Annotated in this window: 10 protein-coding genes; 5 read left to right on the plus strand and 5 right to left on the minus strand. The window is 64.6% G+C overall.

What is annotated here, in order from left to right:
- Nucleotides 1-7: 7 nt before the first annotated feature.
- Nucleotides 8-2,989 (minus strand): response regulator, encoded by a 2,982-nt coding sequence (locus AC26AR_RS04640; protein WP_488107631.1) that lies wholly within the window; start codon nucleotides 2,987-2,989, stop codon nucleotides 8-10.
- Nucleotides 2,990-3,329: 340 nt separating this feature from the next.
- Between AC26AR_RS04640 and cysM the strand changes: the two genes are divergently transcribed.
- The 5 genes from cysM to ppc all read left to right on the plus strand — a co-directional run bounded on the left by cysM (nucleotide 3,330) and on the right by ppc (nucleotide 11,871).
- Nucleotides 3,330-4,259, plus strand: coding sequence for a cysteine synthase CysM (gene cysM / locus AC26AR_RS04645; protein WP_077372185.1), 930 nt, complete (start codon nucleotides 3,330-3,332; stop codon nucleotides 4,257-4,259).
- Nucleotides 4,259-5,662, plus strand: a complete 1,404-nt coding sequence (locus AC26AR_RS04650) for a TRAM domain-containing protein (protein ID WP_488107632.1) — start codon at nucleotides 4,259-4,261, stop codon at nucleotides 5,660-5,662. The genes cysM and AC26AR_RS04650 overlap by 1 nt, the downstream gene beginning before the upstream one ends.
- A gap of 56 nt (nucleotides 5,663-5,718) precedes the next feature.
- Nucleotides 5,719-7,983, plus strand: a complete 2,265-nt coding sequence (gene relA / locus AC26AR_RS04655; RefSeq protein ID WP_077372191.1) for a GTP diphosphokinase — start codon at nucleotides 5,719-5,721, stop codon at nucleotides 7,981-7,983.
- Nucleotides 7,980-8,915, plus strand: a complete 936-nt coding sequence (mazG, locus tag AC26AR_RS04660; protein ID WP_488107633.1) for a nucleoside triphosphate pyrophosphohydrolase — start codon at nucleotides 7,980-7,982, stop codon at nucleotides 8,913-8,915. The genes relA and mazG overlap by 4 nt, the downstream gene beginning before the upstream one ends.
- Nucleotides 8,916-9,222: 307 nt before the next feature.
- Nucleotides 9,223-11,871, plus strand: coding sequence for a phosphoenolpyruvate carboxylase (gene ppc, locus AC26AR_RS04665; protein WP_077372197.1), 2,649 nt, complete (start codon nucleotides 9,223-9,225; stop codon nucleotides 11,869-11,871).
- A gap of 112 nt (nucleotides 11,872-11,983) precedes the next feature.
- Here ppc and AC26AR_RS04670 read toward each other — a convergent pair whose 3' ends face one another.
- From AC26AR_RS04670 to AC26AR_RS04685, 4 genes are all read right to left on the minus strand, one after another.
- Nucleotides 11,984-13,030, minus strand: coding sequence for an asparaginase (locus AC26AR_RS04670; RefSeq protein ID WP_077372200.1), 1,047 nt, complete (start codon nucleotides 13,028-13,030; stop codon nucleotides 11,984-11,986).
- A 116-nt stretch (nucleotides 13,031-13,146) separates the two neighbouring features.
- Nucleotides 13,147-13,806, minus strand: coding sequence for a pyroglutamyl-peptidase I (pcp, locus tag AC26AR_RS04675; RefSeq protein ID WP_488107634.1), 660 nt, complete (start codon nucleotides 13,804-13,806; stop codon nucleotides 13,147-13,149).
- 78 nt (nucleotides 13,807-13,884) lie between these two features.
- Nucleotides 13,885-14,796 (minus strand): DUF979 domain-containing protein, encoded by a 912-nt coding sequence (locus AC26AR_RS04680; protein WP_077372207.1) that lies wholly within the window; start codon nucleotides 14,794-14,796, stop codon nucleotides 13,885-13,887.
- On the minus strand, nucleotides 14,793-15,566 hold the full coding sequence (locus AC26AR_RS04685; protein WP_488107635.1) for a DUF969 domain-containing protein: 774 nt from the start codon (nucleotides 15,564-15,566) through the stop codon (nucleotides 14,793-14,795). Before AC26AR_RS04685 ends, AC26AR_RS04680 begins: the two co-directional genes overlap by 4 nt.
- Between the last annotated feature and the right edge of the window lie 360 nt (nucleotides 15,567-15,926).

The raw sequence follows: 15,926 nt of genomic DNA on the forward strand, positions 1-15,926 counted from the left end.
CTCTCGCTCAGCGCTCGCGGTCCGAGGCGTCGGGGCGCGACTCTGCCAGGAGCGAGGTGGCTTCCTCGCTCTGTGCCCACTGGGCAAGGCTTGCGATGGCATCGAACAGCGCGGCGACATCGTCCTCCAGCTGATCCAGACCACTGACGCGCAGGCGTGTCTCCAGCGCCTCGACCAGCAGTGCCAGGCGCGGCACGCCACAGTAGCGGCAGGCACCATTCAGATAGTGCACCCCATCGAGCATGGCCTCGCCATCCTGTACCGCCCAGGCCCTGCGGATGGTGACCTCACTCTCCGGCAGACTCTTGATCAGCAGCCCCAGCATCTCCAGGGCCAGCGCCTTGCGCCCGCCGGCCATCTCGATGCCCAGTGCCATGTCGACGATGGGCAGTTCGCCATCCTGCTCGCTCAGTCCCTCGAACGCGGCGGGCATGGGAGGTGTACCCTCGGGGCGCTTGCCACGCTCGATACTGCCCGCGTCAGTGGCACTGGAGAGGGGGGAGAAGGCGGGGGCCGTGTCGTGTGGCGGGGTCTTCGGCACGCTGAGCGTGATGCCAAGATGACGGCTCAGCATGTTGGCCAGCAGGTGCTCGTCGACCGGCTTGATGAGGTAGTCATCCATGCCCTCGGCCAGCAGCTCCCGGCGCTCGTGTGCCAGGGCGTGCGCGGTCAACGCGATGACGGGAAGGTGCTCATGGCGCATGCGCTGTTGATGGCGCAGTGCCTTGGTGGCTTCCAGGCCGTTCATGCCCGGCATCTGGATATCCATCAGTACCGCATCCACCGGCTGCTGCTGGGCCAGGGCCAACGCTTCCTCGCCACTCTGTGCGGCCAGGGTATCCAGACCCATGTCGGTGAGCAGTTCCTCGGCCAGCAGGCGATTGGAGGGGTTGTCATCGACGACCATCACGCACTTGCGCGTCATGTTCGGCGTCTCCGCAGGCGTGGCAGCCTGAGGCAGCCCGTCAGGCATGGGGGAGGCAGGCGACGCCTCGGGGGGCCGCGGCGATGCCGGCGAGCGCTCCGGGAGCGGAGCGGAAAGATCAGGCGTCAGCCGCCCGGCCGTGGTGCCATCCTCCAGCGGCGTGAAGGCCGGCAGCTCCTGGAGGCGTGGTGTGTCGCGCCGCGGTGAATGCAGCAGGTTGGCCAGCTTGTGGCGCATCTGCAGGCGTGTGACCGGCTTGCTGAGCAGTTCGTCGATCCCGTATTGCTGCAGGTCCTCGATATTGGCCGGCAGTGGCGCATTCAGCAGACACAGCACGCGACACGGCAGATGCTTGAGGCGCTGACTCCATTCCTCCAGCCGCTTCAGGTCACGGCTTTCCAGGGCGACTACCACGAGATCAGGCTGCTCCTCGATGCCGACGAGGTCCAGCGACCAGCGCGAGAGCAGGTAGCTCAGGGCGCGGCGCGTGGCCGGGTGAGGCTCGATGAGACAGATGCGCTGATGATCGAAGACGATCTCGCGCGGGCGCTCCTCGATGCTGCTGACGGCCACCGGCACGCTGAACAGGAAGGTGGAGCCATGTCCGGGCAGGCTTTCGACCTGGATCTCGCCACCCATCTGTTCCACCAGGCGCTTCGAGATCATCAGGCCCAGGCCGGTGCCGCCGAACTGGCGGGCGCGGGACGGGTCACCCTGGGAGAAGGCCTGGAACAGGCGGTTGCGTTGCGCACTGTCCATGCCGATGCCGGTATCGGCCACGGCAATCTTCAGGCGGGTACTGCTGCCGGAAAGGTCATCCACCATCACGCGGACGATCACTTCGCCCTGCTCGGTGAACTTGACCGCATTGGCCACCAGATTGGTGACTACCTGCTTGATGCGCAGCGGGTCACCCTCGAAGCGTTGTGGCACGTCATCGTAGACCAGCCCCAGCAGGTGCAGATGCTTGCGATGCGCCTCCGGGGCGTGCATCGCCAGCACTTCCTCGATGAGCGGCTCGATGTCCATCTGGACCTTCTCGAGCTCGAGCTTGCCGGCCTCGATCTTGGAGAAGTCCAGGATGTCATTGATCAATGACATCAGCGAGGAGGAGGCGTTCTGCATGTGGCCCAGCCAGTCGCGCTGGCGGTTGTCCAGGTCACTGCGCCCCAGCAGGTTGCTGAAGCCGATGATGCCATTGAGCGGCGTGCGGATCTCATGGCTCATGTTGGCGAGGAATTCCGACTTGATGCGGTTGGCTTCCAGCGCCTTGCGGCGGGCCATGTCCAGTTCGATGTTCTTGATCTCGACGGTTTCCATCGACTCGTGCAGGTCACGCGTCGTCTGGTCGATCTGGTCCTGCATGTCTTCCCGCGCGCGCTTGAGCTGCTCGACGCTGAGATTGTAGTGCTCGGCCAGCTCGCTCATGTCGTCATTCCCCTGCACCGGCAGACGCTGGTGAGTCTCGCCGCGCGCGAGGCGGGTCATGGCTTCGCCAAGGTCATGGAAGGGCTGCAGCATGCGACGTGAGGCATGGTAGGCGAACAGCAGCAGTGCCAGTCCGAAGACCAGATTGGCCAGCCCATAGCCGACCAGCAGCTGATAGCGGTGCAGCACGATACGGGTATCGGAGGCCTCGAGAATCAGCCAGGAGATGCGGTCTCCGCGTCGTGCCTCCCGCCATGGGTCGATCACCGGTGTCACCAGCACCAGCGCGTCGGGGGCTTGCGGGTAGGCGTCGCTTTCCAGCAGCGAGCTTGTCTGTGGACGTTGGCTCGGCCCCATGTGAAGCAGGGTGCCACCCTCGGGGGTGCGCAGCGTCAACCCTCGCACGTCGCGTTGATCGATGAGCATCTGTGCCAGTTCATGCAGACGCTGGTCGTCGGCTTCCAGGGCGGCATTGGCAAGCCCGGGCATGATCGCCTGCACACTGGCCTGCAGACGCTGCATCATGGCGGTGCGTTCACGACTGATCTCACGATCCACCACATAGAGGCTGAACAGCAGGCTCGTGGCAAGCGGCAGCAGAAGCAACGCGAGCTGAAAGCGGGTTCTAAGCAGCATGGCAGTCCATCGCGACGGGGCAGCGAGCCAGAGACTCGGATGCCGCAGGAAGAGGAAAACAGGGTTGCAGCGCCGCACCTTCCGGAGGTGACGTGTCCGAGGGCCTGCGTGCAAGGCCCGCACAGCCGCCAGCGGCGAGCGGCGTGCGAAAGCCAGGCTCAAGCATACCTTCCAGACTGCAGTGATGCGATGGTTCGCGCCCTGACAGGGAGGTGGCGGGAGCGATATACTGCGCACATCTTCTACACCCCCGACGTGGCCCCGATTGTCTCAGGTCTCGATGCTGCCTCCTGACGGTCAGCATCGGAGTATCCGGGCGCGTCCTTGGAGTCTGCCCCTCATGTCTCATGTCAGTGACCCCGCGGATCTTGCCGCGACTGAATTCCCCAGTCTTGCCGATGTCGTCGGCAATACGCCGTTGGTACGCCTGACGCGTATCACCGCCGGTCGCAACAACGTCTTGCTGGCCAAGCTGGAAGGCCACAATCCCGCGGGTTCCGTGAAGGATCGTCCGGCGCTTTCGATGTTCAATGAAGCCGAGGCCCGTGGCGAGATCCAGCCCGGTGACACCCTGGTGGAAGCCACCTCCGGCAACACCGGCATCGCGCTGGCGATGGTCGCGGCCATCAAGGGCTACCGCATGGTGCTGGTGATGCCCTCCACTGCCTCCAGCGAGCGCAAGCAGGCCATGGGCGCGTATGGCGCGACGCTGATCGAGGCAGACAACATGGAGCACGCGCGGGACATCGCCGATGGGATGATCGCGCGTGGCGAGGGCAAGGCCCTTGATCAGTTCGCCAATCAGGACAATCCCCTGGCGCACTACCGCACCACCGGACCGGAGCTCTGGCAACAGACTCAGGGACGCATCACGCATTTCGTCTCCTCCATGGGCACGACCGGCACCATCATGGGCACCTCGCGCTATCTCAAGGAGCAGAATCCCGCCATCGAGATCGTGGGACTGCAACCAGCGGACGGCGCCAGCATCGCCGGCATCCGTCGTTGGCCCGAGGCCTATCTGCCGCGCATCTTCGATGCCTCGCGCATCGACCGCACTCTGGATATCGCTCAGCGGGACGCCGAAGTCTGCATGCGCCGTCTGGCGCGTGAGGAAGGCATTCTGGCGGGCGTGTCCTCCGGCGGCGCCCTGGCAGGGGCGCTCACGGTGGCGGAGCAGGTCGAGAACGCGGTGATCGTATTCATCGTCTGTGACCGTGGCGACCGCTATCTGTCGACCGGCCTCTACACCCACGGAGATGACCTCTGATGGCACTGCTCGGACAGAAACGCCCAGCGCGCAAGCCGACGCGTCGTGAGAAGGAAGTGGCCAGTCGCGAGACGCGCAACGTCAGTGATGCCGACAGCCAATGGCTGACGGTGGAACGTCTGGCGCATGATGGGCGAGGCGTCGCGCATGACGAGAACGGCAAGACCCAGTTCATCGACCAGGCCTTGCCCGGTGAGCGGGTCACGCTGGCCATCCACCGTACCCACAAGCGCTTCAACGAAGCGCATGTGCGCTCGCGGGACAATGCTGCCGAGAGTCGCGTGACGCCGCCGTGTGCACACTTCGGCACCTGTGGTGGTTGTGATCTCCAGCACCTGGCATTGCCGGCCCAGCGCACCCACAAGGTGCAGGTGCTCAGTGAGCATGCACAGCGCAATGGCGTGGCGCTGGCGGATATCCAGCCACTGGGCGAGGACGAGCATCGTTATCGTCGGCGTGCACGCCTCGGGGTGCGCGTCACGGACAGCGGCGAGATCCAGCTGGGCTTCCGCGGCCGTGGCAGCAATCAGCTGGTGGATATCCAGAGCTGCAGCGTGCTGGTGCCGGCGCTGGATCGACTGATCACGCCGCTGCGCGAGCTGATCAATACGCTGGAAGCGCCCAAGCGTCTGGGCCATCTGGAGCTGACGGCCGCGGATGACCAGGTCATCCTGGTGATACGACAGCTCAAGGCCGTGCCGCGTGATGCCGAGCGCTGGCAGGCCTTTGCCGAACAGCATGGGCTGGTGGTCGGCTGGCGAGTCGGGCGTGATCCGGTGGTGCTGGAATGGCTGGCCGGCATGCCGGACGCCGCCTACTCCGTGCGCGTCGGCGAGCGGACACTGCGTCTCGCCTTCTCGCCGGGTGACTTCGTGCAGGTCAATGCCGCGCTCAATCAGCGCCTGGTGGATACGGCGCTGGACTGGCTGGGCGACGTCAGTGGCCTTGCGGTCATGGACCTCTACGCCGGAGTCGGCAATCTCACGCTGGCCGTGGCGGCAGCGGGGGCCGCGAAGGTAACCGGCATCGAAGGCAGCCAGGGCATGGTGGATCAGCTGATCGCCAATGCCGAGCACAACGCGCTGCCCCAGGTGAGCGCTCGACGCGCCGACCTCAGTCGTGCGCTGCCATCACTCGAGGGTATCGACCTTCTGGTACTGGACCCGCCGCGCGATGGCGCTCAGCCTCTATGCGATGAGCTGGCACGTCACCTGCATGCCGGGAAGGTCTCCCATGCACCCGCACGGGTGCTGTACATCGCCTGTGACCCGACCACGTTGATGCGTGACGTGAAGATGCTCACCGACGCCGGCTATCGTGTCACGCGTGCGCTGATGGCGGACATGTTCGTTCACACGGCACATCTGGAATCGATGCTGCTGCTGGAGCGGATGGAAGACTGAGACGGCGCCCCCGGGCGCTGTCATCAAGATGGCAAGATATTCAAGGACATAGGGTCATGGTCAAGGTGCGCGAAGATCAGCCGCTGACCGATAGCGGTGGTGTGGACATCCCGGTGTGGGTCGCGCGACTGCGCGAGGAAGTCCCGTCGGTGAATGCCGAGGTCATGGTGCGAGCCTGTGAAGTCGCATTGAAGGTGGCGCGTGAGGCGGATGCGCGTGGCGACAAGCCCTGGCGTGAGCCGCTGGTCAGTTTCCGCTTCAGTCTCGAGATGGCGGATATCCTCTCGGAGCTGAAGCTTGACCAGCCTGCGCTGGTGGCGGCAGTGCTCTATCGCGCAGTGCGTGAGGGGCACCTGGGGCTTGAGGCCATCGACAAGCACTTCGGTGCCGAGGTGGCACGCCTGATCGAGGGCGTGCTCAACATGGCCGCCATCAGTCAGTTGCAGGCGCCCAGTCATGGCATGGCGCAGCACGATCAACAGGACAACCTGCGCAAGATGCTGGTGTCGATGATCGATGACGTGCGCATCGCGCTGATCAAGATCGCCGAGCGCACCGTCGCCCTGCGTCACGTCAAGGATGCGCCGCGTGAGAAGCGCATGCGGGTCGCCAATGAGGTCTTCGACATCTATGGTCCGCTGGCTCATCGTCTTGGCATCGGTCAGCTCAAGTGGGAGCTGGAGGATCTGTCCTTCCGCTACCGCGAGGAGACCGAGTACAAGAACATCGCCAAGCAGCTGGCCGAGAAGCGTCTGGAGCGCGAGCATTACATCGCCGACCTGCTGGTCGAGATGCGCAGTCTGATGCGCGATCAGGGCATCAAGCACTTCGATGTCGCCGGCCGCGCCAAGCACATCTACTCCATCTGGCGGAAGATGAAGATCAAGCGCATCGCCTTCTCGCAGGTGTATGACGTGCGTGCGGTGCGGATTCTCGTCGGCACCGTCAGTGACTGCTATACGGCATTGGGCATCGTCCACTCGCGCTGGCACCACGTGCCTCACGAGTTCGATGACTACATCGCCAACCCGAAGAAGAATGGCTATCAGTCGCTGCACACCGCAGTGGTCGGGCCCAGCAACAAGGTCATCGAGATCCAGATCCGCACCTTCGACATGCACGAGGAGGCGGAGCTGGGCGTGTGTGCCCACTGGCGTTACAAGGGCCACGACGTCGGCCACAAGAGTCGCAGCTACGAGGACAAGATCGCCTGGTTGCGTCAGGTGCTCGAATGGCAGGACGAGGTCGGCGAGAGCGGAGGACAGGAGTCCATCCGTCAGGGCCTGAGTTCCGACGTGGCGCCTGACCGTATCTATGTCTTCACGCCGGAAGGGCACGTCATCGACCTGCCCAAGATCGCCACGCCCATTGACTTCGCCTATCGCGTGCACACCGAGGTGGGGCATCGCTGTCGTGGTGCCAAGGTTGACGGCCGTATCGTGCCGCTGACCTACAAGCTCAAGACCGGCCAGCAGGTCGAGATCCTGACGGCCACCAAGGGCGGGCCGAGTCGTGACTGGCTCAACCCCAACCTGGGCTATGTGCGCACCTCGCGCGCTCGCGCCAAGATCCAGACCTGGTTCAAGCTCCAGGCGCGGGATCAGAACGTCGACGAGGGCAAGGCGCTGCTCGAGAAGGAATTCTCGCGTCTGGCGCTGGAGAACCTTGATCGCGACAAGCTGGCCAACGCCGTCAACTATCCGACGCGTGATGACATGTACGCCGCCATCGGCGCGGGGGACCTGCGGGTCGGCCAGGTGCTGCATCAGGCGCAGCAGCTGTTCGGCGACACCGATGATCAGGAGCAGCTCGAGCGCCTGCTGCGTCAGCGCAAGCCGCAGGGCAAGGAGAAGCCGGACGCCGTCATGGTGCTGGGGGTCGGCAACCTGAAGACCACCATGGCCAACTGCTGCCATCCGGTGCCGGGGGATCAGATCGCCGGCTTCATCACCCAGGGGCGTGGCGTGACGGTGCATCGTCAGGACTGCCCGAACCTGATCCAGCTGCGCTCGGACGAGCCGCGGCGCATCGTCGATGTCGACTGGGGCCAGCGGTCACGCAGCCAGTATCCGGTGGATATCGAGATCCAGGCCTGGGACCGCTCGGGGCTCCTGCGCGATGTCACCAATGTGCTCAGTGGCGACAAGGTCAATGTGCTGTCAGTCAATACGCGCACCGACCAGCTCGACAACATCGCCACGCTCAGGATCACGTTGGAGGTCGAGAACCTCGATGTGCTGGGACGCGTGTTCGCACGTATCCAGCAGCTGCCCAACATCATCGACGTCAAGCGCCTGCGGGTTGGTGGCAACAAGTCATGAGTGCCGCAACTCCCCCCGGACGCCATGGCCTTGAGGACCTGCTGACTCTGATGGCCGTGCTGCGTGACCCGCAGTACGGCTGTCCGTGGGATCTGAAGCAGGACTACGCGAGCCTGGTGCCGCACACCCTGGAGGAGGCCTATGAAGTCGTCGACGTGATCGAGCGGGCCGCGGCAGATGCCGAGGTGCTCGACGAGCTGCCGGCGGAGCTGGGCGACCTGCTCTTCCAGGGCGTGTTCTACGCCCAGATCGCCAGCGAGCAGCAGCGTTTCGACTTCCATGACGTCATTCATGTGCTCACCGAGAAGATGCTGCGCCGCCATCCGCATGTCTTCCCGGATGGCACCCTGGCTTCGCGCCGTGAGGGCATCGCCACGCATGAGGTGGACGCAGGGTCGCTCAATGCCCAGTGGGAGACCCTCAAGCAGCAGGAGTCCGGCGAGCCATCTGCCAGCCAGGCCGCTGACGTCAGCGTGCTGGATGGCGTGCCGCTGGGCCTGCCGGCGCTGACGCGGGCGGCCAAGCTCACGAAGAAGGCCTCACGTTCGGGCTTTGACTGGCCGGATACGAGTGGCGTGCTGGACAAGATCCGCGAGGAACTCGGCGAGGTCGAGGAAGCGCTGGCCGAGGGCGATGAGGCCCATGCGCGTGAGGAGGTGGGGGATCTGCTGTTCGCGGTGGTCAATCTGGCGCGGACGCTCAAGGCGGACCCGGAGCAGCAGCTGCGGGCGACCAATGCCCGTTTCGCGTCCCGGTTCCGTCATGTGGAAGCCGCGATTGCGGCAGAGGGGCGTTCGCTGAAGGAGGCCAGTCTCGCCGAGATGGATGCGCACTGGGATGAGGCCAAGCGCCGGGAGCGGGCGGCCAGTCAGTCCGAGAGCCTCGAGGATGGCTCGTCGAACGCGCGTGCGGTGACTCCGCTTGTCAGGTGATGTGATGCCGTCGTCGGGCGGCAGAAAGAAAATGTAGTAAGTTTACGCGATAGTCGGATTGTGGAGCCAAGGCCCGCGGTCGTATGCTGATGGTAAGCGATCAGGGCAAGTGCCTTGTCCTGCTTTCCGGTCTGCTGCGCCGCGGGCCTTTCGTTTGGGGCATGCGTCAGATCTCTGTGCCAGTCTCCGTGTCAGATGGCGCACGGCTTGCGACGGGCCGCGAGCCCGTCATGGATCTGTCAACTGAATGCCCCTGATGACAGGGGATGATTCCCGCGGCGGCACCGTCACTCCCAAGGAGGGTTGCATGAGTCACGACCTGCATGAATCGTTGCGCGACAATGTGCGCATTCTCGGGGACAACCTCGGCCAGACCATCGCGGCCGACCTCGGCGATGACTTCGTCGAGCGTATCGAACGCATCCGCGCCCTGGCCAAGAAAGGCCAGCAAGGCGACCTTGCGGCCCGCCGCGAGTTGATCGATTACCTGCGCGACCTTCCCGACAGCGATCTGCTGCCGGTCACCCGCGCCTTCAATCAGTTTCTGAATCTTTCCAACATCGCCGAGCAGCACTACCGCGGCCGCTTCAAGCGTGTCGAGGATTATCGTCCCGGCAGTCAGCCGGATCTGGGCGAGCTGATCACGCGTATCCGTGAGCGTGGCTTCAGTGCCCAGAAGATCGTCGAGGAGCTGTCGGCGATGCGCGTCGAGCTGGTGCTGACGGCCCACCCGACGGAAGTCATCCGCCGTACCCTGATCCAGAAGTACGATGCCATCGAAGGCTGCCTGACCCAGATGGAAGGTGCCTGTGATCGCCCGGAACAGGCGACGCTCGCGCGTGCACGCCTCTCTGAGCTGATCAGCCAGGCCTGGCATACCGACGAGATCCGTCACGAGCGCCCGACCCCGGTGGACGAGGCCAAGTGGGGCTTTGCCACCATCGAGAATTCGCTGTGGCAGGCGGTGCCTGACTTCCATCGTCAGCTGGACGAGATGACGCTGGAGGCGGCCGGCGAGCGTCTGCCGCTGGACGCCGCGCCCCTGCGCTTCGCCTCCTGGATGGGGGGCGACCGCGATGGCAACCCGAATGTCACCGCGCGGGTCACCCGCACCGTGCTGCTGCTGGGTCGCTGGATGGCGGCGGATCTCTACCTGCGGGATCTCGAGCAGCTCAAGTCCGAGCTCTCCATGTGGAAGTGCTCCGCGGCGCTGCGTGCCGAGGCCGGCGACGTGGCGGAACCTTACCGCGAGATCCTGCGGCGTCTGATCCTGCGCATGGAAAGCACCCGTGACTGGGCCAAGGCTGGCCTGGACGGCAAGCGTCACGAGGGGCTCGACATCATCGAGACGCGTGAGCAGCTCTATGCACCGCTGCTGGCCTGCTACCGCTCGCTGTGTGACGTGGGACTGGACACCATCGCCAATGGCGCCTTGCTCGACACGCTGCGCCGCGTGGCCTGTTTCGGCGTGACTCTCACCAAGCTCGACATCCGTCAGGAAAGTACGCGCCACGCCCAGGTGCTCGACGAGCTGACCCAGTCGCTGGGCATGGGCAGCTACTTCGAGTGGGATGAGCAGAAGCGCTGTGAATTCCTCGCCAGGGAGCTGGGCGGTCAGCGCCCCTTGATCCCGCGTCATTGGGAGTGCTCCACCGATACCCGCGAAGTGCTGGATACCTTCAAGGTCATCGCGCGTGAACACCGTGAGGCGCTGGGCACCTACATCATCTCGATGGCGGGCCAAGCCTCCGATGTACTGGCGGTGGCGCTGCTGATGAAGGAGGTGGGCGGTGACGTGCGCCTGCCCATCGCGCCGCTGTTCGAGACCCTGGACGACCTGGATCGCTCCGGCCCGGTCATCGACACGCTGCTGGGCATGCCGATCTATCGCAAGCACGCCGGCAATCGTCAGGAAGTGATGATCGGCTATTCCGACTCCGCCAAGGATGCCGGCCAGCTGGCGGCGGCCTGGGCACAGTATCGTGCCCAGGAGACGCTGGTGGATGTCACCAAGCGGCACGGCGTCGAACTGACACTGTTCCATGGTCGTGGCGGCACGGTGGGTCGCGGGGGCGGTCCGGCACATGCGGCGATCCTCTCGCAGCCGCCGGGCTCGGTGACCGGTTCCCTGCGCGTGACCGAGCAGGGCGAGATGATCCGCTTCAAGTTCGGCCTGCCGGACATCGCCAGCCGCTCGATGGAGATCTATGTCTGTGCGGTGCTCGAGGCCAGCCTGCTGCCGCCGCCCGCCCCGCGTCAGGAATGGCGCGACGAGATGAATCGTCTCGCGGACGTCGCGCACAAGGCCTATGTGGGGGTGGTGCGCGAGGACCCGAACTTCGTGCCTTACTTCCGCTCGGTCACGCCGGAGACGGCACTGGCGCGCCTGCCGCTGGGGTCACGCCCGGCCAAGCGTCGTCAGGATGGCGGTGTCGAGACATTGCGGGCAATCCCGTGGATCTTCGCCTGGACCCAGATTCGTCTGATGCTGCCGGCGTGGCTTGGCAGTGGCGAAGCCTTCGCCAATCGGCTCGAGGAAGAGGGTGGGCTGGAAATCCTGCGCGAGATGATGAACGACTGGCCGTTCTTCTCCACCTATGTCGACATGCTGGAGATGCTGCTGTCCAAGGCGGATCTCTCGACGGCGGCCTACTACGAGCAACGTCTGGTGGATGAGCCGGCGCTCAAGGAGCTGGGGCAGTCGCTGCGTGATCGTCTCGAGCGTCTGGAGAAGGTGGTGCTGGAGATCCGCGATCAACAGACGCTGCTGGAGCACATGCCGTTGATCCGTCAGGCCATCGATGTGCGCAACCCCTACATCGACCCGCTGCATGGCCTGCAGGCCGAGCTTCTGCAGCGCAACCGGGACGCCGATGGCGCCATCTCCGCCGAGCTGTCGCGCGCCCTGATGGTGACCATGGCCGGTATCTCGGCCGGTCTGCGCAACACCGGCTGAGGCGGCGGCTGACGATATCGCGTCGGCCAGTCTTGAGTCACTGCATGAAAAAGCCCCGACAGGCATGCCTGTCGGGGCTTTTCGTTGTCATGAAGCTAACGGCGGTATCTGATTACAGCAGGCCGCTGGCGCGCTCTCCTACCCATGGCATCAGGAAGCGTTCCCGCTGCCAGTCCTCATCCTGATTGAGCGCGACCAGGTGCAGCAGCTTGGTGAAGGCGGCCTCCAGTGTCATGTCATCACCGGACAGTACCCCGATGGTGGCAAGGCCCGCGCCTGCCGCATAGTGGCCGATGCTGACCGGGCCATGCGGACACTGGCTGATGCCGGCCAGCAGCTTGCCTTCGCCGCGCGCATCGGCCAGCACGCCCAGAAGCTCGGCGTCCGCCGGCAGATTGCCGCTGCCCCACAATTCCAGCACCGCGCCCTTCACTTCGCTGCGCAGCAACTGCACTCGTACGCTCTCGGCGCTGATGCCGGGGTAGAGCGGCAGGCGGATGATGGCATCCTGGCCGAGGCAGGCGTAATCCGGCAATTCGAAGGCCGGCCCCTGGTCATCCATCAGGCGGCCCGGATAGACCACCACGCGGTCATCGACCCACTCGCCCAGCAGGGGGGCATTGGGAGTGGTGAAGCCGCGGTGATCCTGGGTATACCACTTGCGGGTGCACACGCCGCGCAGCAGCTGACCGCCGAAGGCGACCACCACCTCATTGAGGGTCGGTTGGGCGGCGGCGGTGAGGGCCAGTTCGACATTGGCAAGAGCATCGCTGCCGTCGGCCTCCAATGGCAGCTGGGCACCACTGACGATCACCGGGCGGGCGGTGCCCTTGAGCTGGAAGGCGAGGCTTGACGCCGTCCAGGCGAGGGTGTCGGTGCCCTGCAGCACCACGAAGCCATCGAAACTGTCATAGGCATCGGCGATCTCGCCCGCGATCTGCTGCCAGTCAGCGGGCGTCGCCGAGGAGGAGTCGATCAGTTGCGGGAATTCGCGCAGGGTGAAGGCGGGCAGACGGCCACGACGGCTGGGCGGCAGATCCTCCAGCGCTGCTCGCAGACGCGCATCGAAGTCTCCGGCCGGCACCAGGCCCTGCTCGCTTTCGACCATGCCCAGCGTACCGCCGGTATACAGCACCAGGATGTGTGTCTCGGGAGTCATCGTATCCACCTGCCAGAAATGGGAAAGCCGGCATTGTAACGCATGCCGGCTGGCGGGTGAGACGTGCTGCCAAGGGGATGGCCAGGTCAGCAGCGAGTGCGGTGGTGGCGGAAGGGCTAGCTGATGTTGCCACCGCCGATGCGCACATCCTGCTGATGGGTCATGGCGCTGATGCAGAGGACGCGCACGCCTTCCAGCAGGCTCTCCAGGCTCATGGTCGGCAGTCGGCCATCGAGGCTCTGCTCGGGGAGCGCCGGAATATGCACGAAGCCGGAGCGGATCGGACTGTGTGCCAGATGGCGTTGCACGCCGTAGAACAGGTGGTTGCAGACGAAGGTGCCGGCGGTATAGGAGACGCTGGCCGGCAGACCCGCTGCCTGAAGATCATTGACCATCGCCTTGATGGGCAGGGTGGTGAAGCAGGCATCGGGCCCTGCGACCTCGATGGGTTCATCCACCGGCTGGTGTCCGCCATTGTCCTTGATGCGGTAGTCATCCAGATTGATGGCGACGCGCTCCGGTGTGATGGCGCTGCGACCACTCGCCTGGCCCAGCATGATCACGGTATCGGGGGCGTGACGCTCGATGGCCTCCACCACGCTCTCGATCGCGGCGTAGCGCGTCACCGGCACGCGGCAGGTGCGTATCTCGACACTGTCCGATGAGCCATTCGGCAGGGCCAGGGTCTGACCCTCCAGCTGCTCGATGATCTTGAGTGCCGGATTGACGCTGTCGTTGCCGAAGGGCTCGAAACCACAGAGAAGCAGACGGGACATGGGAGACTCCTTGACTGGCATCGATCACCGCAGGCCACTGCTGGCGGTGATCGATGCGCGGGTAAGCATGAGAACGAATCAGAAGGCCAGCAGCAGCATCAGGCTGATGTTGGCCATCAGCATCACCAGCGCCGGGATGATCTGGGCGCGGATGATGTGATAGCGATCATCCAGCTCCAGCAGCGCCGCCGGCACGATGTTGAAATTGGCGGCCATGGGCGTCATCAGCGTGCCGCAATAGCCCGACAGCATCCCCAGCACGCCGACGATGGCGGGATTGCCACCATGCAGGGCGATGACCAGCGGATAGCCGATCCCGGAGGTGATGACGGCGAAGGCGGCGAAGCCGTTGCCCATCAGCATGGTGAACACGGCCATGCCGACACAGTAGGCGATCACGCAGGCGATGAGACTGGTATCGGGAACCACGCTTGAGACCAGCCCCGCGATGGTCTGGCCGACACCGGCCTGATCGAACAGCAGACCGAGCGCGGCCAGGAACTGCGGCAGGATGGCGGCCCAGCCGATGGCATCCGCCAGGCGACGACCTTCCTGCATGCCGGTGCCGGGGCGCTCACGCAGCAGCAGCAGGGCAACGGCAAACGCCAGCACGGTCGCAAGCCCCAGTCCGACCAGTGCGCTCTGCCCGGTGGTGAGGGTGTAGAGGAAGGTGCCGATGGGAATCACCAGTGCCGGAATGAACAGCCGAGACCCCAGGCGTTGGCGGCGCTGCTGGCGGGCTTCATCGCTGAGCTGTCCGTAGTTGCCGAAGCCGAGCTGACCGGTGGCGGCCAGCAGTGCCATGGCGAGCATGGCGAGGCCGACCACGACATTGGGCAGCCACTGGCCGAAGGCCAGGCTGATCCCGAAGATCATCCAGAAGGCGCTGGTGCCAAGGCGACGCGGATGGTCGCGGTCGGTCAGGGTCAGAAGGGCAAACACCATGACGGCGAAGCCGGTGATCAGGTAAAGGGCATCGATACCGCTCATGAGTGGCTCTCCGTCACGGGAGTGGTGTAGCTGTCAGGGGCTGACGCGGGGGTTGCCTGCAAAGGGGAGGCGGGATACTCCTCGCGCAGCAGTCGATGCTCCTGCTGGATGCGCTTGTCCAGCCGGCGACACAGGATGAAGACCACGACTAGCGAGACGAGTGCGGTAGGAATGGCATAGAGCGCCATGTCCGCGAGACTGACGTTGGTGCCGCTCTTGTCCAGCACGCTCTTGATCAGCAGCAAGCCGCCCGAGGCGACAAAGATCAGCTGACTGAAGAAGTTGCCGAAGTTCTCGCTGACGGCATTGAGTACCCGGATGCGCTGGCTCAGGGTCTTGAAGCGGGGGGAGGCCACGGCTTCCTCGGAGAGGTCGCGCTCGGCGGCACCGACCGACATCGGCGCGACCAGCGGACGGATCATCGCCGGGTGCCCACCCAGCTGCAGCCCGAAGGCGTTGGTCACCTTGCGCAGCAGCAGGTAGCTCAGGGTGATGCGGCCGGCACTGGCGGCACGCAGCTTCTGCACGAGATGCTCGGCCTGGTCACGCAGGCCATTGCGCTCCAGCAGGCCAATGACCGGCAGGGTGATGATGAAGAGTGACACGGCGCGGTTGTCGGTAAAGGCCTGGCCGAGGGCGCCGAGGATCTCGGTGGGTGTCATGCCGGCCACGAGTCCCGAGGCAAAGCCTGCCACCAGGACCACCAGCAGAGCGTTCAAGCGCAGTGCCAGACCGACCACGATGATGGCGACGCCGATCAATGACAACATGTGATATCTCCCGAGCCTGAGGAGGACAGTCTGTTGCGGGGGCAGGACATGGGCTTTCACCTCTGAGTGTGAGCTTGTTGTTGTGAAGTACGTGCCGCGAAGTAGGTACCGTGAAGTACGTTGTTTTACTACGCGAGTTCAGAGGGTAGGGTCAGGCAGGAATAATCCAAATGAGACATTCGGAATATATAAATTAATCGTAATTGTTGAATCGATAGAATCTATCACTTGGAGGTGCATGACAGGTCTGGTCGATATCAGGCAGACATCAGCACGTCAGCGTGTGAATGCCGGAGCGGGACGCTCGCGTCAACAGGCCCCGCCGGGCGCACGCTCGAACATCACGCCAGAGCGAGCAAC

It is taken from the genome of Cobetia sp. PS-4MA, assembly GCF_057670765.1.